We start from the raw sequence: 24,039 nt of genomic DNA on the forward strand, positions 1-24,039 counted from the left end.
AACCATAGAAGTCGTCAACCAGGTTGTCTATCCGTTTCCCCAGCGTTCCGCCGCGCGTTGGCAGTGAGGACCTCGACCAACCGCGGCCACGCGCCGGGCGGGAGGTCGTGCCCCATCCCGGCGATGAGTTCCAGGCGGGCGCCGGGAATGGCGTCCGCTGTGGCGCGCCCACCCGACGGGTGGCACATCCGGTCGGCCGTGCCGTGGACGACGACGGTCGGTACGGCAACCGATCCCAGGGCGGCCGTCCGGTCACCGGCGGTGCGCACCGCGCGGTGGTGCCGTCGGCGCCCGTCGCGGGCGTCGGGATCACGCGCGAGGGCAAGCGCGGTGACCCGCCGCAGCTCGTCTACATCCTGGGCGAAAGCCGTGGAACCGATCGACGCGAAGACGCGCACTCGGCGTTCGATCGCCTCGGCTTCACTCCTGGCCGGGCGGGCGAACAGGTGGCGCAGCACCCGCCACGAGGTCCGGCCCACGCCGCGACGACCGGTCGTGGACATGAGCGAAGCCAGCGACCGCACGCGGTCGGGATGCCGGACGGCCATGACCTGGGCGATCATGCCGCCCATCGACGCCCCGACGATGTGGGCGGAGTCGACACCAAGCGCGTCGAGCAGGCCTGCGGCGTCGTCGGCCATGTCGTCGAGCGTGTACCGGTGACCCGGCAGGTGCGCGGACCGGCCGGCGTCACGGTTGTCGAACCGGACGACCCGAAAGCCCTCGGCAGCCAACCGTCGGCAGAACTCCTCCGGCCAGTGGACGAGCTGGAATCCCATCCCCATGATCAGCAGCATCGTGGGGTCTTCCCGGGCCCCGAAGGCGTCGAAGCAGAGGTCGACGCCGCCTACGGCGACGGTGCGCGGCTCCTCGTACCGGACGTGGCTCATGTCGCCGCCTTCCGCTCACGCGCGTCGGACAGCCGTCGCCGGGCCTCGTCCCACGACACGGGCAGCCCGCCCGCCGGAAGCTCCCAGAACGCGAAGGTCGACTCGGCCATCGCCGGCCGGTGCCGGACCATGGCGCCCACGTGCGGCTGCGTGCGTACCAGCGCCTCCAGTGCGGCACGGTCGCGCCAGGCGCTGAGCGTGAGAAACTCCCGGCGCAGCGGATGCGCGACCAGTGAGACGCCCAACGCCCCGTCAGCCGCGCGCACCTGGCGGTGGATGCGCATCGAGTCCAGGAAGAAGCGCGGCACGTTCCGCAGGCGCCGAACTCGGAAACGCGAAGCCATGACCAGCACGGTCGCACGGGGGTCGGACAGGGACATCCACGGCAGGGTGGGCATCGGAACTCCCAGGGGCAGGTCGTCTTGACGCCGACAAGTTGGCCTGACCGGTCAATCTTGTCAACGACAATATGGCCGTTAGGCTCGCGTTCGTGACGCGCCCGAGCAGCCGGCCCTACCACCACGGGAACCTTCGGCCCGCCCTGCTGGAGGCCGCGGTGGAGGTCATCGACGAGCACGGTCCGACCGCCGTCAGCCTCCGCGACCTGGCCCGCCGGACGGGCGTCTCGCACGCCGCTCCCGCGCACCACTTCGGGGACAAGGCGGGCCTCCTGACGGCGGTGGCAGCGCAGGGCTACGAACTGCTGGCCGAGGCGCTGGACACGGCGTCCCGCTCGGGCGACTTCGCCGAGGTCGGGGTCGCGTACGTGCTCTTCGCCGCCGGGCATCCGGGCCACTTCTCGGTCATGTTCCGACCGGACCTCTACCGCACCGACGATCCCGACGTCGTGGCCGCCCGTACCCGGACCACCGCGCTGCTCCGCGACGGCGCCCGCGCCCGGTTCGGCACCCCCGACCGCATCCGCGCCCTCACGGCCTGGTCTCTGGTGCACGGCTTGGCCACCCTGGTGCGAGACGGCGCGGTCGTCCCCGACCCCGGCTCCGATCTCCAGACCCTGGCACGCTCGGTCACCCGCGGCCTCACCGGCCGAGCAGCCGCCCGGTAGGTGCCGCTCGAGTCGTCACGGCCGGGAGCCAGCTCGACGACCCGGTTCGGCGAGCCGGCTCCTGTCCCGCTCGGGCGGCGCGCCGTCGAACCCGCAGGCCGTTGCGCCACCGCACGAGCGGGTGGCGCAACGGGTTGCGTGTGTGATCGCGAGATTCGCCGCGGGAGGCTCGATGGCGCCGCTCGGTTACCTGGGTTGCCTCACGCCGGTGGTCGACGCCGGGTGGGTCTGGGCCGGACTGCGTGGCCGGGCGGGGGCGATCCACTGTGCCGCGGCTGCTTCTTCGGCCTCCGGGCCGATCGGGCGGGTCTCGGGCCGGTGAAGCCGACGACCCACGGCGAGGACGACGGTGAGCAGCGCGACGGCGGTCACCATCTGCCAGTCCCAGTCACCGCCCCGGACGGCTTCGATCTTCTGCGCGGCGTTCCAGGAGGCGTGCTGGACGCCGACCGCGAGGATGCTGCCACCGGTAGCGAGGAGGTGCATGCCGACCAGGTACCGAGCGAAGAGCGCGGTCACGAAGACGACCCCGATGCTGGTGAGGATCCGGGATCCGCTGGGGTCGCCTTCGAACTGGAGCGGCACGTGGATGGCCGCGAAGAACACCGCGGTGATCAGGGAGGCGATCAGGAGCCCGTGGCGGGCCATCCACCGCGTCTGGGCGAACCCGGCCCAGGCGGTCTCCTCCCACAGGTTGAGGGCGAGCGCGCCGAAGATCAGCGTGTTGAACAGGTACCAGCCGATCTCGGGGACCCAGCCGCGCTCCGGGCTGACCAACGTCCCGGAGACGGCGGCGATCGCGACGGTGAGCAACGGGACCCCGAAGAGGATGACGGCCCAGCGCCAGGCGCTGAACCGCCACTGCACGACCCGGGACAGCAGCTTCCGGACGCCGGCCGGGCCGTCGGCCTTCCAGGTGACCAGCAGTGAGGAGCCCAGGAGGGCGACGAAGACCAGCAACAGCAGGAACGGCGCCAACGGGATGCCGGCCAGGAGAGGGATGACCAGTCCAGGCACACCGATCAGGAAGGCGAGGGTGAGGAAGGCGGCGAGCGGGTGGCGTCCGGCGATGTTCCGGCGGGGTTCGGCGCCGGCGGGGAACGGGTCGACGCGGTTCATGACGGCTCCTTGTACCTGTGGGCGGTCGGGGGTACCTGTCTGTGTGCGGGGGCGCGGCGGCGCCAGAACCGGAGCTACCGGAACCGCCGGTCTGGTCAGCGGCTCTGGAGCGCGTCCAGGGCGACGGCCGTGGAAGCGGCGACGCGGAAGTCCAGTCGCGGGTCCGGGACGGTCACGGTGTAGAGATCCCGGATGGCCTTCTGTCGCTCGCTGACCATGACCGTTCCTCCGGTGTGCCTGTCGACGAAGCCGAAGTGGAAGACGAACGGCACCCAGATGTCGCCAAGCCACGGGATGAGGTCCCAGATGCGGCGAGGATGGGCGATGAATGGACGGCGTTCCTTGCCGACGGCGTCGATGCCGGGCGCCTGCAGGTTCCAGGTGGAGCGCAGCAGGCTGGCACCGAAGTCCTCGCTGAAGTTGCCGAGCGGTTGTCCGAACTCGTCGAGGACGTCGTGCTCGGCGTGCACGTCGAGCCGCTGGCGGGCCTTGAAGGGGAACACCGGGCGGGTGCGCGACTCGTCGGCGAAGAAGGTGACCTCCTCCTTGAGCTTCATCCGCTTCTGCTCGGCGAATGCGAGCAGGTTTCCTTCGCTGCCGTCGGGGCTGGCCGCGCGGATCTCGTAGCGGTTCACCATGACGGTGATCCGCTGGCTGACCGAGAACCCCGGCACGACCATGGCGGCCGGCGGCTGGTTCTCAGGGGCGGCGCTCACGGCCGCGCCCCCGGCTCGGGGGTCGGAACGGAGCCGCGCCGCAGGCCGGCCACCAGCAGGGCCACTCCTCCGGCCGCGACCAGCCCACTGCCGATGAGCACGCCGAGGGAGACGGCGAACACCCGCGGCAGGTCGATCTGCACCCGGGTCTGGGTGACCACGTCCGGGCTGCCGTCGGCGTTCATCACGACGAGGCGGTACTCCCCGTCCTGGATCGGCCAGGTGAGCTCGGCGCGGGAAGACGAGGTCACCGAGGCGACCCAGAGGTCCTGCTGCCCGGGAGGAGCAGCCGTGGCGTCGCCGGCACGCGCGGTGACGGTGAGCCGGAACGGGTCGAAGCTGAGGTCGGTGACCTCGTCGACGGCGATCCCGGCGAGGTAGGCGTCGACGGCGTCGGCCGGACCGACGCCGATGAACACCCCGGCGGGGTTCGCCGTCTGCGACGACACCTGGACGGTGGGCCGGCCGGTGACGGTGGCGATGCCGCGGACGTCGTCCATGGAGGCGCTGTCGGTGACCAGCGCGGCCGTGGGCGTAGTGAACGACTGCGGACCGGAGTCGAGCCTGCTGCCCGACCCGAAGGCGAACAGAACGGCGGCGGCGACCGTTCCGGCGAGCAGGCCCACGGCGGTCAGGACGGCGCCGACCGTCGTCAGGCCTCTGCTGCGCCTGCGGACGCGGGTCGACGGGCTGCTGGTGGGTCGGGGTGGGGTGAGGGTGGTCATGACATGTCTCCAGGCGGGTCCGGTTCTTGCTGGGGGTAGGTGCCGGCCACGGGCGGGCGCCCCGCCCGTGGCCGGATCCGGTCACGTGTCGCGTCGGGTGAGGGCCACGGCGGCGGCGGTCAGGGCGGCGGCGGCGTAGAGGGCGAAGACGCCCAGACCGGCCCACGGCGGCAGACCCGCGTCGACCGAGCCGGTCTGCATGACCGCCGCACCGGCGCTGCTGGGCAGGTACGGGTCGATCGCCGGGACGAGCATGCCGAGCAGCGGCAGCACGAACAACAGGCCGAACAGGGCGGCCATCGCCCCGACAGCGCTGCGCACCAAGGTGCCGAAGGCGACGGCCAGCACCGCGGTGAGGGCGAGGTAGAGCGCCGAGCCGACGATCGCCCGCAGCACCCCCGGGGTGCCGAGCGAGATGGTCACGTCCGCGCCGGCCAGGATCGCCCGGGCGGCGACGAAGGCGATCGACGCGGCGGCCAGGGTGGCGGCGAATGCCGCCGCCGCCACGACAGCGGCCTTGGCCCAGAGCACCGGCAGCCGGGTGGGCACCGCGGTGAACGTCGCCCGGACGAGGCCGGTGGTGTACTCGCCGGTGACCAGGAGGATCCCCAGCGCCGCGATCAACAGCTGGGTGAAGCTGACGCCGGTGAGCGCTCCTCCTGTGGCATCGGTCCCGCCGTCCGGCGGGACCTCCCCGAGGAGGACGGCCAGGGCCGGCATCACGCCGGCCACGACGATGCTCAGCACGCTGATCACCACCAGCCACCGGGTGGAACGCAGGCTGCGGAACTTGAGCGCTTCGGCGGCGAGCACGCGCCCCTGGGTCACCCGGAGGTCCGAGGCGACCGTGGCGGTGGGTGTGGTGCGGGGACGGTGGGTGGTGGTGGTCATGCGGCGGCCCTCCGGGGGTCGGTTCCGTCGGGGGTGGTGGCCCGGTACTCGACGTCGCGCTCGGTCAGCACCAGGTAGGCGTCCTCGAGCGAGGCGTGGACGGGGACGAGTTCGGTCAGCAGGATCCGGGCGGCGAGCGCGGTCTCCGCGATCTGCGTGCTGGTGCGGCCGGTGACCGCCAGGACGTCCGGTTCGGGCCGGGTGATGGCCGCGCCCTCGGCGGAGAGCAGGACGGCGAGGTGGTCGGCCTGCGGACTGCGCACCGTCACCTGCCCGGTGGCCGAGGCGGTCATCTGCTCCATCGAGACATCGGCGACCAGCCGGCCGCGGCCGAGGATCACCAGGTGGTCGGCGGTCAGCGCCATCTCGCTCATCAGGTGCGAGGAGACGAACACGGTGCGGCCCTCGGCGGCGAGCCCGCGCAGGAGTTCACGGATCCAGCGGATGCCGTCGGGGTCGAGTCCGTTGACCGGCTCGTCGAGCAGGACCACCGCCGGATCGCCGAGCAGGGCGGCGGCGATGCCGAGCCGCTGGGACATGCCGAGGGAGAAGCCGCCGACGCGCCGGTCGGCCACCTCGCGCAGCCCGACCATGTCGAGCACCTCGTCGACGCGGGCGCGGGCGATGCCGTTGGTCATGGCCAGGGCTCGGAGGTGGGCCCGGGCGCTGCGGCCGGGATGGGCGGCCTTGGCGTCGAGCAGGGCACCCACCTCGCGCAGCGGCGCCGGGTGGTCGGCGTAGCGCCGTCCTCCTACGAGCACGTCGCCGTACGTCGGGCGGTCCAGGCCGACGACGGCCCGCATGGTGGTGGACTTGCCGGCGCCGTTGGGGCCGAGGAAGCCGGTCACGACACCGGGGCGGACGGTGACGGTCAGGTCGTCGACCGCCGTGGTGCCGCCGTAGACCTTGGTCAGGTTGCGGATCTCGATCATGGTCGTCCTCTCTGAAGGCGGGCCGGGGAACCGGCTCACGGGATGGGGGTGGGCTGCGTGGCCGTGCGACGCCTGGGCTGGCCGAGCCGCCCCCGGGTCGCGACGATGACGACGACGGCGATCAGCGCGTAGGCGGGGAAGTGCATCAGCCCGACGAAGTCCGCACCGGGGTAGAGCCGCGGGAGGAACCCGTCGCCGAACCCGCTACCGCCGCCCACACCGTTACCGACGGCGTGCAGCACCGCGACGATGAACAGGCTCCCGGTGCGGTTGTAGGTCCACCCCATGAGCGCTCGCACCGGGATGTTGATCAGGATCAGCCCGATCATGAAGACGACAGCCAAGACCACCGAGTTGCCGACCACCAGCACCACGTGCTGCAGGGCGAAGACCGGAGCGGTGAGGGCGGCAGCTCGCATCGGGGTGGTCCGGTCCTGCAGGCGGGCCTGGAAGAAGCCCATCCAGGCCACCTCCTCGGCCCAGTTGTTCGGCACCAGGGAGAGCACGGTCTGCAGCACCAGGCCGGACACCACGGCTGAGAGGACGGCGGAGGTCGACAGGTCGGCGGTGGGTGCTCCGAAGAAGGCGATCGCCAGCGCAGTGGCCAGGAGCGGGACGCCGGCGAGGGCCAGCGCGTACCACCGCAGGGAGACCCAGGCGGCGAGGGAGCGGCGCCAGAGCGCGCGCACGCCGTCCGGACCGTCGCTGAGACGGGTGATCGCGACGGCCGGCAGCAGGAGCCCGATCAGGGTGCTCGCGATGATGAACAGCTGCGCGTGCACCTCGACGTCGTAGGCCCGGGCGACGACCGGGGCGAACGCGAACGCCTGGCCGACCGTGAAGAACCAGATCAGGTAGCTGGTCAGGGGACGGCGTCGGATGAAGCCGACGACCCCGGACCCCGGTGCTGCCGGGATCGTGGGAGCGGCGGTCACCGGGATGTCGCGGGTGCTGGACACGGGGTCTCCTCCGAATCGGAAGGTCGCGTTCCGGATCGGGGCCCCACTGGGCGGCCTCGGGGTTCCATTCCCCTGTGTCCGGGACTGCGTCGGGCGGCTGCTACGGCGAGGACCCTGGTGGAGCGGTCTGATGCGGCGCTGTTGCTCGGCTGATGTGCTCCGCGACAGCGACCTGTCAGGGGGTCACAGGGCAGCGCGGCCGACCGATCGGGGTCGAGCGCCTCGGGCGGTCGGGCCGTTCGGGCGCCGGTGGGTCATCCGTCGGTGTCCCCGACGAGGCGGAGCCCGGCCTCCGCCCAGCCCGCCTTCCCGTCGACGTACCGGGAGACGTCGAGGTAGCCCAGGGCGGACAGTCGGCGGACGACGACGTCGGCGCCCCGCGCGTACCGGTGTGCCCCGTACACGACGATGGGAGCCGCCTTGTCCGGCAGCAGGCGGGGCGCGAGCTCGGCGACCCGGTGCGGCGGGATGTTGACCGCTCCGGGTATGTGACCGGTGGCGAAGAAGGACGGTCCGAGGGCCTCCACCACCGTGACGGCGGGCAGCCGCCCGCGGAGTTGCTCGGTGCTGTAGTCGGCCCCCACGGTCAGCGTCCTCTCCGGCCATCGCTTCCCGCAGTGCACACGCTGCAGCTGACGGCCCGCTGTCATCCCGCTGTCGAGCGCGGTCCGGCAGTCGGTCCGGCGCCGTACGCTCGCCCGGTGCAGCTGCGCCTCCTGGGCCCGGTGGAGCTGTGGGTGGGCGACCGGGCCGTTCCACTGCGCACCGGCCTGCCGCGGAAGCTCCTCGTCGCACTGGCACTCCGGCTCGGGGAGCGGATCAGTGCCGAGACCCTGATCGAGGCCCTGTGGGGGGAGGACTCGAGCCTCGACAAGCTCAACGCGCTGCAGGTTCTCGTCTCCTATCTGCGCAAGACTCTCGCCGTCACGGACGGGGCGGCCGTCATCGAGACCGTCGAGGGTGGCTACCGCCTGCGAGCTGCCCGCGACGACGTGGACGCCTTCCGACTGCAGGCGACCGTCGGTGCCGTCGCGCACCTGCCGGACCCGCATCAACGGCTCGAGCGCCTGGACGACGCACTGGCCGCCTGGCGGGGATCGCCGATCCCGGAGGTGGCCGAGGAGGAGTTCGCCCAGGCGTACCTCCAGAGGCTCAACGAGTTCCGCGTGGCCGCGATGGAGATGAGGGTCGATGCGCTGCTCGCGCTAGGGCGGCACGTGGAGACCGTGGCGGAGCTGCGGCACCTGGTCGTGCTGCACCCGTTGCGGGAACGCTTCTACGCGCAGCTGATGACCGCCCTCTACCGGTCGGGCCGGCAAGCGGAAGCGCTCGGCGTCTACGACCGGGCCCGCAGGGTCCTCCTCGACGAGCTCGGGCTCGATCCGGGTCCCGAGCTGCGAGCCGTCGAGCAGGCGGTGCTGACCCAGGCGCCGGAGCTCGCGCCTTCCCGCCCGGGGGATCCGCCGGGCGCGGCCGGGCAGGAGAGGCCGCGAGCGGACGATCCCCGGCCCGCAGGCGCCGTGCTGCCGGCGGCGCTCGAGCCGCTCATCGGACGCGAGCGCGAAGTGGCGCGGCTGACCGAGCTCATGGCCGCCCATCGGCTGATCACCCTCCTCGGCCCGGGGGGCGCGGGCAAGACCCGCCTCGCGGCAGAGCTCGCGGAGCAGTCCCCCCACCCCGTCTGGTGGGTCGACCTCTCCCCCATCGACGGCCCGACGGCGTTGCTCAGCGCAATGGCCACTGCGTGCGGTGCCGTGACCCCACCCGACGACGTGTCCGCTCTCGTCACGCAGCTCCGCGCCCAGGAGGCCGTGCTCGTCCTGGACACCTGTGAACGCGTCCGAGGTGACCTGCGCCCCCTCGTGGAGTCGATCCTGCGGTGCTGCCCGCACGTGTCACTGCTCGCGACGAGCCGCAAGCCGCTGGGGGCCGCGACCGAACTGGCCTGGCCGGTCCCGCCGCTGTCGCTGCCCGATCCCGAGACGACTTCCCTGGCGGAGATCGCGGCATCCGCCGCGGTACGTCTGTTCACCGAGCGAGCGGCGCACCGTCGACCCCACTTCGAGCTCAACCGGACCAACTGCGTCGACGTCGCGCGGATCTGCCTGTTGCTCGACGGACTACCTCTCGCGATCGAGCTGGCTGCCGCCCACGCGGGTCTCCTGGACCCGTCGACGATGGTCCGGGTGCTCGACGACCGGCTGCGCCTGCTCGTCGACGACACCCGGGACGACCGTCAGCACACCCTGCGCTCGACGATCGCCTGGAGCTACGAACTCCTCTCCGGCGACGAGGCGGCGTTCCTGGACCGGCTCTCGGTGTTCGCCGGCCCCTTCACGCTGGACGCGGCCACCTCGGTAGCGGGGAACGGCTTGCGCCACGACGGACTCGAGCTGCTCCTGGCCCTGGCGCAGCAGTCGCTGGTCGCCGCCGACGGGACCGACCGCTTCCGGCTCCTGGACACGATCAGGGCCTTCGCGGCCGAGCAGCTCGCCCACGACCCGGCGGACGCGGTCGCCACCCGCCGCCGGCACGCCGCCTGGTACGTCGACCTCCTCAGCGACGGGAGCTCTCCGCCGCGCGCTCGCCGGCTCGAGGGTTGGCGGGGACAGCTGCGCGACGCGATGCCCGACCTCCGGCTGGCCCTGGAGTGGTGCTTCACCTCCGGCGAGGACGAACTCGGCGCCCGGTTGCTCGCGACGCTGTGGTGGCTGTGGCCGCGCGAGGGAGTGTTCGACGAGGTAGCGCAGTGGTTCCCCCGGGCCAAGGCCGTGGTGCCGCACGGCTCAGCCCTGCAGGCGGGGCTGCTGGCCAGCTCCGGAACCCATGCCGTCTCCCGGGGTGACCTGACCGGGGCCGTCCGCGACTGCGGCGCGGCCGCGGAGCTGTACGGACAACTGGGCCACCAGCGATCCCTGGCACAGTCGTTGATCGGCCTCGGCGTCGGGCAGTGGGGGTGCGGGGACCACACCGCGGCTGCCCTCTCCCATGAGCGGGCAGCGGACGTGTTCTCGGAGCTGGCCGACACCTGGGGTGTCGCGCTGTGCTACGTGCTGCGTGCACGCACGGCCATCGACGCGCGCCAGGACGATGCCGCCGATTGGCTCGACCGAGCCGAAGCCGCAGCCCGCCGCTGCGGGGATGCCCACGTCGTCGCCGCAGCGCTCGTGCAGCGGTCGCGCGCCGAACTGGGAGACGGACGGTACGTCGACGCGGAGGTGCACGCCGCGGAGAGCCTGCGCCTCAACGAACTCCACGGGCACCACGAGGGAACCGTCGGATCCCTGCACGCTCTCGGGCTGGCCCAGATCGGTCGAGGACAGCTGACCGCGTCCACGCACACCCTCAGCCGTGCCCTCCGATCCGCAGTCGGGCTCCACCACCCCGGTGCCACGGCGGAGAGCCTGGACTGCCTGGCAGTGGTCGCCGGGCGGGAACACCGCTGGTACGACGCCGCGGTGCTCCTCTCCGCCGCGGAGGAGCTCCGCGGCCGGACCGGCATCCACCGATCTCCGCTGATGGCGCGCCTCGTTGCCGAGGTCGACGCCGAAGCGAGGGGCGAGCTCGACGCCGCGGAGCTCGCCGACGCCCGACAACAGGGCCGATTCGCCGATGTCCTGCACCTCGCACCCGATCCGCCCGGGCCTGTCCCAACCGCGGATTCGGGCGACGAGGCCGGCAGCGGATACCCCGGACACGACTGACCCAGGTCCGGCCGGCGGGCGTCACCCCTCGGCCGGCCACGGTCCGTCGCACGGGGCCGAGGGACGGACAGCTCCCGGTCACTTGGCGGGGAGCTCCCCGCGGAGCACGACGCCGCCCCACGTGTCTCGGCCCGTGCGCGCGTCCCAGGCGTGACAGGGGCTCGAAAGCGACGTGACAGAGCGGAGCTGGAGCATCGGCTCGTCCGATGCGGACCGCCGGCCGTCCGAGCCGCCGCGAGAGCCAGTGGATGAGGAGTGAGCGACCATGACGCACACCGACGCCGCCCGGACAGTGCTGCTGGAGATCGCGCGCCGGGAGCAGGGCGCGGTCGAGGTGGCCCTGTACTGGGACCCGAACGCGTCCACGGCGACGGTCACCGTCTGGAACTGGGGATCCGGCGCCTGTCTCCGACTGCAGGCGACCGCCGGACAGGCGAAGCACGCCTTCGACCATCCGTACGCCTACGCCGCCGCGCAGGGCGTCGCCCGACGGGACGTCCTTCGAGCCGCCTGACCGCCCAGCCGGTGAGGACGACGGCAACACCACGCCGTCCGGCCGGCCTTCACGAGCCAGCACAGCCGCAAGGAGACGGATCCACCGATACAGGAGGGGTGAAGACCGTGAACACCTATGACCCGGCGCTGGGCGTCGTCTACGTCCGGATGGCTGAAGAACCGGACCCGTGTGCCGGGCCGGTGACCAGCACCCGCACGCAGAACCGGCTGCCCCAGGGATATGCCAACCATGCGCTGCGCACCCGCCTCAGCGGGCGCGTTCCCGCCCGCGCCTCGCATGCGCCGAGAGCGCGGTGGACAACGGGCCACGGACGTCAGGGACGGAGCGCCGAAGAGCTCTGCGAGGAGACGCCGGCACCTGCTCGACGAGTCGGGACGGCGTGAGCGTCGGGCGTGTCATCGCCGGCGGGCTCCCCGAGGTCGGTCTCCCGCAGTGAGGAGAGGGAGCTAGGAGTTCGCCACCCTCTGGCGGGTGTCCCCGATGAGGAGCCTGATGCCGGGTTCTGTGTCGGCCCAGGCGTCCTGCCACGGGAAACCTGGCTTGTTGATGCGCAGGGAGACGGCGCCGTGGAGGAGTTGCCAGAGGAGCACCGCCGTGGCCCGGGGATCAGCTCGCGGCAGCTGCTCGGCCCGCATAGCCTCGCTCAGGTCGTGGGCCGCGGCCTCGAGCAGTGCGCGCCCCGGGATACCGCCGTCGGGCAGGTCGAGCTCGGTCAGCACCCGTCCCTCGTAGAGGACCTTGTACCGGCCGGGTGAGTCCAGCCCGAAGGCGAGGTAGGCACGAGCCAGGCCCAGCACCCGCTCCACAGGGGTGCCGCTCCCGGCCTGGGCGCGTACCACCTCCTCCTCGAGGTCGGTGAACAGCCGCTGGACGACAGCACGCAGGAGGGCGGTCTTGTCCGGGAAGTGCAGGTAGAGCGAGGGCGGGGTCACCCCGACGGCGTCGGCGACCGCCCGGATGGAGACGCCTCGCTCGTCCCCGGACTCCGCCAGGAGAGAGGCGGCAGTCTCCACGATCCGCTCCCGCAGCGCCCCGCCCTCGCCCCGGCGGGCGCGGCGCCGCCGCTGCCCCGGACGTCCGGTCATATCCACTCGCCGACCATAGGACATGACGGTAACTTATCGATTGCTAAGTTAGCGTCTGATAGGAGAAGTCATGTCATCCAGGACCTTCACCGTCATTGCCCTGGTGACCTTGGGTCCGGCGTGGCTGCGCATGAGCCGCGCCGAGCGCGAGGCGTTCAACGACCAGCACGTCGCACCGGTCCTCGCCCGCTACGCCGGGCGGGTCGGCATGCGTCATGTCGACGTGGAGGCCTTCACCGGCCGCTGCTCCGACGTGCTCGTCTTCACCACCGGCGATCTGGCCGAGTTCGCCTCCCTGTGGGACGACCTGCGCGACACGCCGCTGTTCGCCCTACCGCTGCTCACCGTCGACGACGTCCTGGTCGGCCTCGACGCGGCCTGGGTGCGGGAGCCGGGTCAGCCGACCCCCGCTGCCGCCACCACCTGAGGTCACCGACCCGGACGTCGGCAGGACGCACCGCCCTGTGCACGGGTGCCGTGTACAGGGCGGTGTCCTACCGACTCAGGCTGCTCGCGGGGAGATGTAGGAGCCGGCCGCGAGGTCCTCGGCGGCGCTGACCGCTCGCGGTCGCCAGCCGAGCCGGCGAGCTCGCGCACCGCTCACCACCTGGTCGAGGGCGAGGGCGTCGGCGAAGGACGACCCGAGCTCCGCGCGGGCCGCGTCGATCGGCCACGCCTCCACCGGGCCGGCGACGCCTGCCGCCCGGGCTGCCGCGGCGGCGAGGTCGACGACGGGGACGGCCTCCTCGGCAACGGCGTGGATCACGCTGCCGGCCACACCGCGCTCCAGCGCACGGACGTAGAGATCGGCCAGGTCGTCCACGTGGACCATCGGCCAGCGACCTGGACCGCCCACGAAGCGCCCGCCTCCGTACCGCCGCGCCAGCTCGACCAGCAGAGCGGGGATGCCGCTGCCGCGCCCGTGCACGATCGCCGGCCGCAGGACCACTGCCCGCACGCCCCGCTCGGCGGCTGCGAGGACCTGCCGCTCGATCGCGGGTCGGTCGCGCACCAGTTCGATCGGCGCGGTCGGGGAGTCCTCGTCCGCCGGCAACGCTCCTGCCGGCCCCAGGACCCAGATGCCGCTGGTGTAGAGGAACGGGCGACCCGTTCCGTGGAGCGGTGCCAGCAGAGCAGAGTTGGCCGCCGCATCGACCGCGGCCGTCCCCGTCGGGACCGCGACGTCGACGACGGCGTCGATGTCGTCGGTCACGGCTTCGGCGAGGGAGTCGGGCACGGTGACGTCCCCCCACCGGGTCTCGGCGACGTGGCCGAGCTGCCGGGGCGGGGCATCGGGGCGCCGCAGCGCCACCACCCGGTGGCCGCCGGCCGCCAGGTGCTCGGTCACCACAGATCCGATGTAGCCGGTCGCGCCCAGGACGAGTACGCGCATGAGGACCTCCGTCAGGTCGGCAGTGCTGCGACGGTCGTCGCTCCGGCAGGACAGCCCGGCGGCCTGTCGTCCATCTGCAGCGAGGCTGCAACGGGGAGCAGGCGCTGTAGCAGCGCGCTTTCACCGACCGAACAGGCCGGCCGGGCCTCCTGGGGTCGTCAGCGGGAACACACCCAGGGAGGACGTCATGACCGCCACCACCATCACCGACCCGACGACCCGCCCGGCGACACGGCACCGGACCGCGGCGCCCGCCCCTCGCGGAGAAGCGACGCTGCTCCAGCGGTGGACCGCCGGCCGTCGCCGCCGCCAGTACCTGGTCGCCAAGCAGCGCCACGACCGTCGGGATCGCAGCGACCGCTATCTCGACCGCATCGACGACATGCACCAGCGCCAGGCGCTCGTCGCCTTCACCCAGCGATGACCTGTAGAGCGACGGAGCGGTCGAGGACGGACCTCGACCGCTCCGTCGTAGCAGTCGGGGCCGCATCGAGCCACGCACTCCGTACGACATCGCGGCCCACCGCACAGCTACGTTGTCGCCGTGCGGTACATGGTGCTCGGGCCGCTGGAGATCCGAGCCGATGCCGACGTGGTCCTGCCCGTGCGGCGGGGGCGGCCGAGGGCCTTGGTGCACCTGCTGCTCATGCACCGGAGGGTCGTCGTCCCGGTGGACGTGATCGCGGACCGCCTCTGGGACCAGGACCTGCCGCACGACGCCGCCAACGGGGTTCACCAACTGGTCTCGTACCTGCGGCGCGCGCTCGGTGCCGAGGGCAAGGGCCGGCTGATCACCACCGCTGTCGGCTACCGGCTGGACGTCGCCGACGACGAGGTCGACGCCTGGCGCTTCGACCGCCTGCTCCAGGAGGCGCTCGCAGGTCTGCTGCCGGGGTCGGCCGCGGCCGCGCAACGGGCACTGACCACCGCGGAGGAGGCCGCTCGCCTCTGGCGAGGGGAGCCGTATCCCGAGTCGAGTGCCTACGGGTGGGCCAGCGGTGACATCAACCGCCTCAAGGAGAGCTACCTGCAGCTCCAGGAGGCGCGCCTCGAGGCGATGATCCAGCTCGGCCGCCACCGCGAGGTCGTCCTGGAGGCCCAGTCGCTGGTCGCCGCACACCCGCTCCGCGAGCAGTTCCACGCCCAGCAGGCCCTCGCCCTGTACCGCAGCGACCGCCAGAGCGAAGCGCTGGACGTGCTCCGTCGGGTACGGCAGATGCTGGCCGACGAGCTCGGGCTCGATCCCGGAGCAGCGGTGGACGCGCTGGAACAGCAGATCCTGCGACGAGACCCTCGGTTGGCGTGGAAACCGCCGGACGGCACCGCGACACCGGCGTCCACCGCGTCACCTGCAGCGACGGAGGACGGCGAGGGCCTGAAGCAGGCGTTCCCCGTTCCCGGGCTCCCCCCGCGGCCGCCGCGACTGATCGGCCGGGACGACGACCTGGCCGACCTGACCCGGCGTCTCCGGCCGGGGACGACCGTGACCCTCACAGGACCCGCCGGCATCGGCAAGACGGCGCTGGCGCGAACGGTCGCCCGGACGATCGTGGAAGGACCGGTCTGGTACGTCGATCTCGCGGACGTCGACGCCGCCGAGCTCGCCGCCGCAGCGATGGCCCGACAGCTCGGTCACGGCGGCCAGCTGCCGAACGACCCGACGTCCGTCCTGGTTGCAGCCTTCCGTCCCCTCCGGGGCCTGCTCGTGGTCGACACCTGCGAGCACCTCGTGCCGACGGTGTCGCTGATCCTGAACAGCCTGCAGGAGCAGTGCGCGGAGCTGACGATCCTGGCCACGAGCCGGCGTCCGCTCGACCTGCCCGACGAAGTGGTCTATCGGTTGCCGCCGCTCCTGGTCCCGCCGGAGGGGGCCCGGCTCGCGCTCGATGCGCTCAGCCGGGTCCCCGCGGTGGAGCTCTTCGTCGAGCGGGCGGCAAGGGTGCGCAACGACTTCGCACTCGACCCCGCCACGGCCGACGACGTGGCCGAGATCGTCCGTGCCATGGAGGGCCTCCCCTTGGGCCTGGAGCTCGCGGCCGCCGCGGCCGAGGTGCTCGACGCGGCCGGCATCCGGGATCGGCTCGACAACCGGCTCGGCACAGGCGTGCGGCCTGCAGCATTCGTCCCCCGGCGGCAGGCCTCGCTGACCGCGGCGCTGGACGCCAGCTGCGTACTCCTCACGGCGGCGGAGAAGGAGGTGCTCGCTTCCCTGGCGGTGTTCCGCAGCACGTTCGACCTGGACGCCGTCACCGCCGTCGTCGCCCCTGAGGTCGGGGACCCGTTCCCGACGCTCGCCTCGCTCGTGCGGCAATCGATGGTGTCCCACGAGGGCGGTCAGCGCTATCGACTGCTCCGCCCGATGCGCGACCACGTCCTCGAGGCGGTCGCGACCGGCCCTGGTGTGGCCGAGATGCGCGACCGACACGTGGCGTACGTGGCCGCCACGAGCAGAGCGGCCAGCCGCGAGCTGAGGACGGGGACCACCGCGCTCAGCCGCCTGCACCGCCTGCTGCCGGACGCCCGAGCGGCCATGGAATGGTCGCTCGTGAACGGGCGCCTGCCCGACGCCGCGGACATCGCGGTGGCCTACACCTGGTACTGGGCCATCAACGGCTGGGCCGAGGAGGGCACGCGGTGGCTGAGCATCGTGGCCGCCGAGCTCGACCGCGACCGCGACCGCCACCCACCGGACCGCCGGCAGGAGGCCGCCGTGCTGCGCAGCCTGGGGCTGCTGGCGAACCCCATGGGCGACGTGGGAGCCGCCCGGAACTACTGTCGCCGTTCCCTGGAGCTGAGCCGATCGGTCGGGGACGACATCGGGACCACCGCAGCCCTCCTCACCCTGGGCATCGCCGAGTGGGCTCGGGGCGACTTCGCTGCCGCCGCCACCGCGCACGACGAGGCCCTGGCCATCGCCGCCCGTACCGGCGAGCCGTGGCACCGGCTGGCCGCCCTGACCTTGCGCGCTCGCACCGCCCTGGACGCCGGGGAGGAGGACGCCGTGGAGCGCATCGAGCGGGCCATCGCCGCCGGCCAGCGGGAGGACGAGCGGCAGATGCTGTCGATCGCCATGTCCCTGCTCGCACGTCACCACCTCGGTACCGGTCAGACCGCCGAGGCGGCCATCGCGGTCGAAGGGGCGCTCGATCAGGCCCGCCGCATCGGCTACAGGGAAGGCGAGGTCGGCGCGCTCAACCTGCTGGGACGGGTCCGGCTGGAGCAAGGGCGCGTCGACGCGGCCGACGACTGCTTCGTGACGGCGCTGACGATGGCGGTCGAGATCCAGCACCGCGGCGCCGTGTGCGAGAGCGTCGAGTCCCTCGCCTTGAGTGCAGCCGCCTCGGGCCGGCGTGAGGACGCCTACCGGCTCTTGCTCGCCAGCGCGCGCGAGCGCGAGCGCCTGGGGCTTCGCGCGCCGGCCTTCGGTGCAGAAGCCGTCAGCCGGGCCGAACGGTCGACTGCGGAGATCTTGGGGTCGGCGACGGCGCTCGTGCACGAACGCGTCACCCTGGTGAAGTTCGACGAACTCGTCGCGGAGCTGCTGCCGCAGGCTCAGGGGACGAACCGGTCCGCCGTCTCATGACAGCGGGACGCCGGCGAACGCAAGGTGTCGACCGGCGCTCGGCGACGTCCTCGACCGCGTTCAGCGGGCCGTTCCGGCGACCGCCGCCCGGTTCTGGCCAGCGCGCTTGGCCCAGTACAGCGCGGCGTCAGCGGCGGCATAGAGACCGTCGGGCGCGGCGTGGCGCGGCGTGTGCGCGGCGCCGATGCTGACCGACAGCGCCAGCAGGGTGCCGTCCGGGAGCAGCAGTTGTCCAACTCCTCGCGCACGGCTTCGGGCGCTCACACATGACGAACGGATCGTGGGGTGCAACCCGGGCTTGCATAGCCCGGTTAGCGAGAACCACGGGTTGACCTCCGGGCGTGCTCCCGAGCGACTCGACCTTCCTGTCAACGACGGTCCGAAGCTAACCCCTCGCGACAGGCGGTCAACTTCATCTCCAGCCGGAGTACTGGATCCTGATGCCAGCCCGGGTCGACACCGTCGTCGACACAGCTGGCGAACGAGCCAAGGCGACCCACTCCCGAGCCAGCCGCAGGCGAGGTTCCGACGCTTCGTCGGAGGCATCTCACGCAGCAGCCTCGCTGACCCGACATCGGTTCGACATTCCTGGAGGAATGCACGTGGCAGCGGCCGACGGCTGCGAAAGGTGCACATCAGAGCCTTGAAGGCTCCCCGGGCTTCACTCGAACTCACAGGCCAGCGAGACACCCGGCCGGAGAACGCGTCACGGAGCGTGACCGCCTGAGTGCACGGGAGTTCAGAGTGCATGGAGAGTGCACGTGGCAGTCGTTGACTGCTCAGAAACGCCCTGACCAGAGCCTTGCTGGCTCCCCCGATTGGACTCGAACCAATAACCCTGCGATTTGATCTTGTAGCGGTTGGTGATCGTTGGCATCGAGCGACTGACCACGTCATAAGCCGACGTCCTCGTTGGTCGCGCAGGGTCGGCGATGGCTGCTTGCGGCCATATTGGATGCATAAAGGGTGCACGAGGTGCCGGTTGTCAGCGCTCGGCCAGCATGACTCTCCCAGTCGCCGGATCGACCGCCACGAGTCCGTCCCGCTGGGCCTCGGAGATCAGGCGCAGCGTGAATCGCTGGCGCCTCAGAGCCGCGATCGTCGTGACAGGGCAGTGCTGGAGCCAGTCGAGGAGCTCGTGCTGCTGCCGAGGGCGTGCCCGGGTCCCGTCTTGCCGACCGGATCGCCTGGCCTGCGCCCTGCCGCGCCGTATGACGGTGCAGTAGCCGTGGCGTCGGCACGGGACCCAATCGCCCTTCGCCGGCACGAAGCTCCGGGCTTCGTAGGTGAGGACGGATCCGCACCCCAACACGGCGGTGTACACGTCAGGCCACCCGCATCTGCTGCAGCAGGTGGGCGCGCGCCGTGGCCAAGGAGGGGCCGTACCAGGTCAGCTCTCGGCCGGACACGAGGACCGTGCGGACACCCGGGAAGGCCTCGGGGCCGTCATCGGGGGTGAACTCGTAGGGCTCGTCGGGCAGCAGGACGACGTCGGCGTGGAGGGCCTGCAGCCGCTGCAGCTCCACGTGCGGATAGCGCTCCTCGCCGCCGGCGAAGAGGTTCTCCAGACCCAGGCGGGCGAGCAGGTCACCGGTGAACGTGCGCGCACCGACGACCATCCACGGGTCGCGCCAGATCGGCACGACCACGCGCAGCTCCGGCCCCGGCGTCGGGCGGCCCCACTCGCCGGCCGCGGTGCGCAGCCATCCCGGCTCGCCGACATCGAGCACATCCGCGAAAAGCCGGCGCATCGACCGCAGTGCGTCGTCCAGTGACTCGATGACGGTCACCCAGACCGGCACGCCGGCCGCCCGCAGGCGGTCGACGTCCAGCCGGCGGTTCTCCTCCTGGTTCGCGATCACCAGGTCCGGCGCCAGGTCGACGACGGCCCGCCGGTCCGGGTTCTTCGTGCCCCGGACCCGGACGACGTCCAGGCCGGCGGGATGGGTGCACCACTCCGTGGCGCCGACCAGCCGCTCGGGCACCGTGACCGCCAGCGCCTCGGTGAGCGACGGCACGAGCGAGACCAGCCGCTGCGGGGGCCGGTCCAGGGCGACCGGGTGGCCCAGGTCGTCGCTGAGGTGGCGGGCCACTGCTCAGACGTTGCGCCGGTACTGCCCGCCGACCTCGAAGAACGCGTCGGAGATCTGTCCCAGCGAGCAGACCCGGACGGCGTCCATCAGCTCGGCGAACACGTTGCCGCCGTCCATGGCGATCTGCTGGAGCCGGGCGAGGGCGGCGGGGGCCTGATCGGCGTGGCGGGCGTGGAAGTCGGCGAGGCGGTCGAGCTGGGACCGCTTCTCGACCTCGGTGGCCCGGGCGAGCTCCACGGTCCGCGGCTCGTCGTCCTCCTGCTGCGGGGCGAGGAAGGTGTTGACGCCGACGATGGGCAGGCTGCCGTCGTGCTTGCGGTGCTCGTAGAGCATCGACTCGTCCTGGATACGGCCACGCTGGTAGCCGGTCTCCATCGCCCCGAGCACGCCGCCGCGCTCGGCGATGCGGTCGAACTCGGCCAGCACCGCCTCCTCGACCAGGTCGGTGAGCTCGTCGATGACGAACGAGCCCTGCAGCGGGTTCTCGTTGCCCGCCAGACCCCACTCCTTGTCGATGATCATCTGGATGGCCAGCGCTCGGCGGACGGACTGCTCAGAGGGGGTGGTGACCGCCTCGTCGTAGGCGTTGGTGTGCAGGCTGTTGGCGTTGTCGTAGATCGCGCACAGCGCCTGCAGGGTGGTGCGGATGTCGTTGAAGTCCATCTCCTGCGCGTGCAGCGATCGGCCCGAGGTCTGCACGTGGTACTTCAGCTTCTGCGACCGCTCCCCCGCCCCGTACCTCTCCTTCATCGCTACCGCCCAGATCCGGCGGGCGACCCGGCCGATCACCGAGTACTCGGCGTCCATGCCGTTGGAGAAGAAGAAGGACAGGTTCGGGGCGAAGTCGTCGATGTCCATGCCGCGGGCGAGGTAGGACTCGACGTAGGTGAAACCGTTGGCGAGGGTGAAGGCCAGCTGGCTGATGGGGTTCGCCCCGGCCTCGGCGATGTGGTAGCCCGAGATCGACACCGAGTAGAAGTTGCGCACGCCGTGGTCGATGAACCACTGCTGGATGTCGCCCATGGCGCGCAGGGCGAACTCGGTGGAGAAGATGCAGGTGTTCTGGCCCTGGTCCTCCTTGAGGATGTCGGCCTGCACCGTGCCGCGGACGTTGGCCAGCACCCAGGCGCGGATCTCCTCCGCCTCGGCGGCGTCCGGCTCCCGCCCCTCCTCGGCGCGAAACGCATCCAGGCGCTGGTCGATCGCGGTGTTGAGGAACATCGCCAGGATCGTCGGCGCCGGGCCGTTGATCGTCATCGACACCGAAGTGGTCGGCGCGCACAGGTCGAAGCCGGAGTAGAGCACCTCCATGTCGTCGAGCGTCGCGATCGAGACGCCGGAGGTGCCGACCTTGCCGTAGATGTCCGGCCGCAGGTCGGGGTCGCGGCCGTAGAGCGTCACCGAGTCGAACGCCGTCGACAGCCGGGTCGCCTCACCGCCCTCGCTGAGGAGCTTGAAGCGCCGGTTCGTGCGGAAGGCGTCGCCCTCGCCGGCGAACATCCGCGCCGGGGCCTCGCCCTCGCGCTTGAACGGGAACACGCCGGCGGTGAACGGGAAGAACCCGGGCAGGTTCTCCCGGCGCAGGAAGTCCAGCAGCTCGGCCGCGTCGCGGGTGCGCGGCAGGGCGACGCGGCGGACCTTGTTGCCCGACAGCGTCTCGCGGGTCAGCGGGGTGCGGATCTCCTTGTCCCGCACGCAGTAGACGTACTCGTCGCCGGAGTAGTCCTCGACCCGGGCCGGCCACCCGTCCAGCAGCTGACGCACCTCGGGGAGCAGCTCGCGGGCGCTCGCCGCCTCGAGCTCGCGCACCCGGCCGGCGGCCGGGTCGTCGCCGAGCAGCGCGGCGGTGGTGCGCAGCGCCTGGCGGCGGCGGACGACCTCGGCCTGGGAGGCAGTGGTGCGGTGGTAGCCGCGGACGGCGTCGGAGATCTCGGCCAGGTAACGGGAGCGCGACGAGGGGACGACGCTGCTCAGTCCGGACGAGGCGCGGACGTCGACGCGCGGCAGCACACCGGTCCCCGCGGCCAGGCCCTTCTCCGCCAGCAGGCCGAGCAGGTGCTGGTAGAGGGCGGTGACACCGTCGTCGTTGAACCGGGCGGCGCTGGTGCCGAACACCGGCATCCGCTCCCACGCCTGCCCGAAGGCCTGCCGGTTGCGGACCAGCTGGCGGGCCACGTCCCGGCGGGCGTCCTCGGCGCCGCGGCGCTCGTACTTGTTGATCGCCACGACGTCGGCGAAGTCGAGCATGTCGATCTTCTCCAGCTGCGAGGCGGCGCCGAACTCCGGCGTCATCACGTACAGCGCCACGTCGGAGAACGGCACGATGCCGGCGTCGCCCTGGCCGATGCCCGGCGTCTCCACGACCACCAGGTCGAAGCCGGCCGCCTTCACCGCGCACAGGACGTCGTCGAGGTGCTCGGGCACCTGGGCGCCGGCGGTGCGGGTGGCCAGCGAGCGGAAGAACGTGCGGCCCTGCTCGCCGGTCTCCAGGGCGTTCATCCGGATCCGGTCGCCGAGCAGCGCGCCCCCGCCGCGCCGGCGGGTCGGGTCGATCGCCAGCACGGCGACCCGCAGCTTGTCCTCCTGGTCCAGCCGCAGCCGGCGTAGCAGCTCGTCGGTCAGCGACGACTTGCCCGAGCCGCCGGTGCCGGTGATGCCGAGCACCGGCACCGTGCGCCCGGCGGCCGCCTCCCGGAGCCGCGCGGCCAGCTCCGGTGAGCGCCCCGCCTCCAGCACCGTGATCGCCCGGGCCAGCGCGGCCGGGTCCCCGGTGAGCAGTGACTCGACGTCCGGCTGCCCGCCGGCCAGGTCCTCGTCGCACACCCGGATCAGCTGGTTGATCATCCCCGGCAGGCCGAGGCGCTGGCCGTCCTCCGGCGAGAAGATGGTGACCCCGCGCTCGCGCAGCAGCGCGATCTCCTCCGGCACGATCACTCCCCCGCCGCCACCGAACACCCGGACGTGGCCGGCGCCGGCCTCGGCCAGCCGCTCCACGAGGTAGCTGAAGTACTCGACGTGCCCGCCCTGGTAGGAGGAGATCGCGACGCCCTGGACGTCTTCCTCCAGCGCCGCGCAGACGACGGTGTCGACGGAGCGGTCGTGCCCGAGGTGGACCACCTCCGCGCCCTGGGCCTGCAGGAGTCGCCGCATCACGTTGATCGCCGCGTCGTGGCCGTCGAAGAGGCTCGCCGCGGTGACGAACCGGACCGGGTGGGCAGGGACGTGCAGCTCGGACGGCGTGGCGGGCACGGCGCTCCTCGACTTCGCACCGGCGCGACGGAGCCACGGCGGTGAATTAGTAGGACGTCCATGTAAGCTAGACGAGAACTACTAGGACGTCCAACTATCCGGTGGGCGCGGCGGAGGGACTCGGGTGGAGCGGATCGCGGTCATCGGTGGAGGCACCATGGGGGCCGGCATCGCGGAGGTGTGCGCCCGGTCGGGATCGTCCGTCGTCGTCGTGGAGGCCGATCCCGACGGCGTCGACCGCTGCCGCGCGCGCATCGACGCCTCTCTGCAGCGGGCCGTCCGCGCCGACCGGCTCACCGCGGCCGAGGCAGAGGCGGCGCTGGCCCGCATCGACGTCGCCACGGATCTGGAGTCGACCGCGGACGCCGATCTGGTGATCGAGGCCGTGCCGGAGGTCGAGTCGCTCAAGCTCGACCTGTTCCGCCGGCTCGACGCGATCCTCGCGCCCGACGCGATCCTGGCCTCCAACACCTCCTCGATCCCGCTGGTGAAGATGGCCAGCGTGACCGGGCGGCCCGACCGGGTGGTGGGCGTGCACTTCTTCAACCCCGCCCCGGTGCTACCCCTGGTGGAGATCGTCGCCAGCCTGCTCACCTCCGACGAGACGCTGTTCGCAGTCACCGACTTCGCCGAGAAGCGGCTGGGCAAGACGACGATCCGCTCCCAGGACCGGGCCGGCTTCATCGTCAACGCCCTGCTGATCCCCTACCTCCTGTCCGCGATCCGCATGCTGGAGTCCGGCTTCGCCAGCGCCGCCGACATCGACGCCGGCATGGTCCAGGGCTGCGCCCACCCGCAGGGCCCGCTCGCCCTGGCTGACCTGATCGGCCTCGACACCACGGCCGCCGTGGCCCAGTCGATGTACGAGGAGTTCAAGGAGCCGCTCTACGCCCCTCCCCCGCTGCTGCTGCGGATGGTCGACGCCGGCCTGCTCGGCCGCAAGAGCGGTCGCGGCTTCTTCCCCTACGCGCGCTGACGAGGAGATGGCTGTGTACGCGCTGACCGACGAGCACGAGGCGATCCGGGAGGCGGTCCGCGACATCGCGGAGCGGGAGATCGCGCCGCACGCCGCCGACGTCGACGCGAACTCGCGCTACCCGATCGAGGCGCAGAAGGC

General features: G+C 72.1%; 22 protein-coding genes. 8 read left to right on the plus strand and 14 right to left on the minus strand.

Going from position 1 to position 24,039, the window contains the following annotated elements; translation table 11 throughout:
- Positions 1-14 precede the first annotated feature (14 nt).
- Positions 15-890 (minus strand): alpha/beta hydrolase, encoded by an 876-nt coding sequence (locus ACI8AF_RS18175; RefSeq protein WP_456541142.1) that lies wholly within the window; start codon positions 888-890, stop codon positions 15-17.
- A complete protein-coding gene (locus tag ACI8AF_RS18180; RefSeq protein ID WP_456541143.1) occupies positions 887-1,288 on the minus strand; it encodes a DUF3291 domain-containing protein in 402 nt (133 codons plus the stop codon). The genes ACI8AF_RS18175 and ACI8AF_RS18180 overlap by 4 nt, the downstream gene beginning before the upstream one ends.
- A 92-nt stretch (positions 1,289-1,380) precedes the next feature.
- Between ACI8AF_RS18180 and ACI8AF_RS18185 the strand changes: the two genes are divergently transcribed.
- Positions 1,381-1,956, plus strand: coding sequence for a TetR/AcrR family transcriptional regulator (locus ACI8AF_RS18185; protein WP_456541144.1), 576 nt, complete (start codon positions 1,381-1,383; stop codon positions 1,954-1,956).
- 186 nt (positions 1,957-2,142) lie between these two features.
- Here the strand turns inward: ACI8AF_RS18185 and ACI8AF_RS18190 are convergent, their stop codons facing one another.
- The 7 genes from ACI8AF_RS18190 to ACI8AF_RS18220 form a co-directional block, all read right to left on the minus strand.
- Positions 2,143-3,075 carry a CPBP family glutamic-type intramembrane protease gene (locus ACI8AF_RS18190; protein WP_456541145.1) on the minus strand — a complete coding sequence of 311 codons (933 nt, stop codon included), beginning with the start codon at positions 3,073-3,075 and terminating at the stop codon, positions 2,143-2,145.
- A gap of 95 nt (positions 3,076-3,170) precedes the next feature.
- On the minus strand, positions 3,171-3,791 hold the full coding sequence (locus ACI8AF_RS18195) for a hypothetical protein (RefSeq protein WP_456541146.1): 621 nt from the start codon (positions 3,789-3,791) through the stop codon (positions 3,171-3,173).
- The gene (locus ACI8AF_RS18200; protein ID WP_456541147.1) at positions 3,788-4,516 is read right to left on the minus strand and encodes a hypothetical protein; all 729 of its coding nucleotides are present in this window, start codon (positions 4,514-4,516) and stop codon (positions 3,788-3,790) included. The genes ACI8AF_RS18195 and ACI8AF_RS18200 overlap by 4 nt, the downstream gene beginning before the upstream one ends.
- An 81-nt stretch (positions 4,517-4,597) precedes the next feature.
- Positions 4,598-5,407, minus strand: coding sequence for a hypothetical protein (locus ACI8AF_RS18205; protein WP_456541148.1), 810 nt, complete (start codon positions 5,405-5,407; stop codon positions 4,598-4,600).
- Positions 5,404-6,339 carry an ABC transporter ATP-binding protein gene (locus tag ACI8AF_RS18210; RefSeq protein ID WP_456541149.1) on the minus strand — a complete coding sequence of 312 codons (936 nt, stop codon included), beginning with the start codon at positions 6,337-6,339 and terminating at the stop codon, positions 5,404-5,406. Before ACI8AF_RS18210 ends, ACI8AF_RS18205 begins: the two co-directional genes overlap by 4 nt.
- Before the next feature lie 35 nt (positions 6,340-6,374).
- Positions 6,375-7,298: a CPBP family intramembrane glutamic endopeptidase gene (locus ACI8AF_RS18215; RefSeq protein ID WP_456541150.1), complete on the minus strand. Its 924-nt coding sequence runs from the start codon at positions 7,296-7,298 to the stop codon at positions 6,375-6,377.
- A gap of 254 nt (positions 7,299-7,552) precedes the next feature.
- A complete protein-coding gene (locus ACI8AF_RS18220; RefSeq protein ID WP_456541151.1) occupies positions 7,553-7,882 on the minus strand; it encodes a rhodanese-like domain-containing protein in 330 nt (109 codons plus the stop codon).
- Between the two features lie 117 nt (positions 7,883-7,999).
- On the opposite strand from ACI8AF_RS18220, the gene ACI8AF_RS18225 reads away from it, so the two are divergent.
- Together ACI8AF_RS18225 and ACI8AF_RS18230 are read left to right on the plus strand one after the other, a co-directional pair.
- Complete coding sequence (locus ACI8AF_RS18225) at positions 8,000-11,002, plus strand: BTAD domain-containing putative transcriptional regulator (RefSeq protein WP_456541152.1); 3,003 nt, start codon at positions 8,000-8,002, stop codon at positions 11,000-11,002.
- 265 nt (positions 11,003-11,267) lie between these two features.
- On the plus strand, positions 11,268-11,516 hold the full coding sequence (locus ACI8AF_RS18230; RefSeq protein WP_456541153.1) for a hypothetical protein: 249 nt from the start codon (positions 11,268-11,270) through the stop codon (positions 11,514-11,516).
- A gap of 449 nt (positions 11,517-11,965) precedes the next feature.
- Here ACI8AF_RS18230 and ACI8AF_RS18235 read toward each other — a convergent pair whose 3' ends face one another.
- Entirely contained in the window at positions 11,966-12,604 is a 639-nt protein-coding gene (locus ACI8AF_RS18235; protein WP_456541154.1) for a TetR/AcrR family transcriptional regulator, read from the minus strand.
- A 70-nt stretch (positions 12,605-12,674) separates the two neighbouring features.
- On the opposite strand from ACI8AF_RS18235, the gene ACI8AF_RS18240 reads away from it, so the two are divergent.
- Positions 12,675-13,031, plus strand: coding sequence for a darcynin family protein (locus ACI8AF_RS18240; RefSeq protein ID WP_456541155.1), 357 nt, complete (start codon positions 12,675-12,677; stop codon positions 13,029-13,031).
- Positions 13,032-13,106: 75 nt separating this feature from the next.
- Here the strand turns inward: ACI8AF_RS18240 and ACI8AF_RS18245 are convergent, their stop codons facing one another.
- Entirely contained in the window at positions 13,107-13,997 is an 891-nt protein-coding gene (locus ACI8AF_RS18245) for an NAD-dependent epimerase/dehydratase family protein (protein ID WP_456541156.1), read from the minus strand.
- 187 nt (positions 13,998-14,184) lie between these two features.
- Here ACI8AF_RS18245 and ACI8AF_RS18250 point away from each other — a divergent pair, with 187 nt between their 5' ends.
- On the plus strand, positions 14,185-14,421 hold the full coding sequence (locus ACI8AF_RS18250) for a hypothetical protein (RefSeq protein ID WP_456541157.1): 237 nt from the start codon (positions 14,185-14,187) through the stop codon (positions 14,419-14,421).
- A gap of 129 nt (positions 14,422-14,550) precedes the next feature.
- Entirely contained in the window at positions 14,551-17,580 is a 3,030-nt protein-coding gene (locus tag ACI8AF_RS18255; RefSeq protein WP_456541162.1) for an AfsR/SARP family transcriptional regulator, read from the plus strand.
- A 60-nt stretch (positions 17,581-17,640) separates the two neighbouring features.
- Here the strand turns inward: ACI8AF_RS18255 and ACI8AF_RS18260 are convergent, their stop codons facing one another.
- The 3 genes from ACI8AF_RS18260 to icmF all read right to left on the minus strand — a co-directional run bounded on the left by ACI8AF_RS18260 (position 17,641) and on the right by icmF (position 22,922).
- Positions 17,641-17,844 (minus strand): hypothetical protein, encoded by a 204-nt coding sequence (locus tag ACI8AF_RS18260; protein ID WP_456541158.1) that lies wholly within the window; start codon positions 17,842-17,844, stop codon positions 17,641-17,643.
- A gap of 1,061 nt (positions 17,845-18,905) precedes the next feature.
- On the minus strand, positions 18,906-19,673 hold the full coding sequence (locus ACI8AF_RS18265) for a helical backbone metal receptor (protein ID WP_456541159.1): 768 nt from the start codon (positions 19,671-19,673) through the stop codon (positions 18,906-18,908).
- A gap of 3 nt (positions 19,674-19,676) precedes the next feature.
- Positions 19,677-22,922 (minus strand): fused isobutyryl-CoA mutase/GTPase IcmF, encoded by a 3,246-nt coding sequence (gene icmF / locus ACI8AF_RS18270; RefSeq protein ID WP_456541160.1) that lies wholly within the window; start codon positions 22,920-22,922, stop codon positions 19,677-19,679.
- Between the two features lie 124 nt (positions 22,923-23,046).
- Between icmF and ACI8AF_RS18275 the strand changes: the two genes are divergently transcribed.
- Positions 23,047-23,898, plus strand: a complete 852-nt coding sequence (locus tag ACI8AF_RS18275) for a 3-hydroxybutyryl-CoA dehydrogenase (RefSeq protein ID WP_456541161.1) — start codon at positions 23,047-23,049, stop codon at positions 23,896-23,898.
- A 7-nt stretch (positions 23,899-23,905) separates the two neighbouring features.
- A partial coding sequence (locus ACI8AF_RS18280; protein ID WP_456541163.1) for an acyl-CoA dehydrogenase family protein occupies positions 23,906-24,039 on the plus strand: 134 nt, incomplete at its 3' end.

This window comes from Blastococcus sp. SYSU D00669 (genome assembly GCF_054050715.1).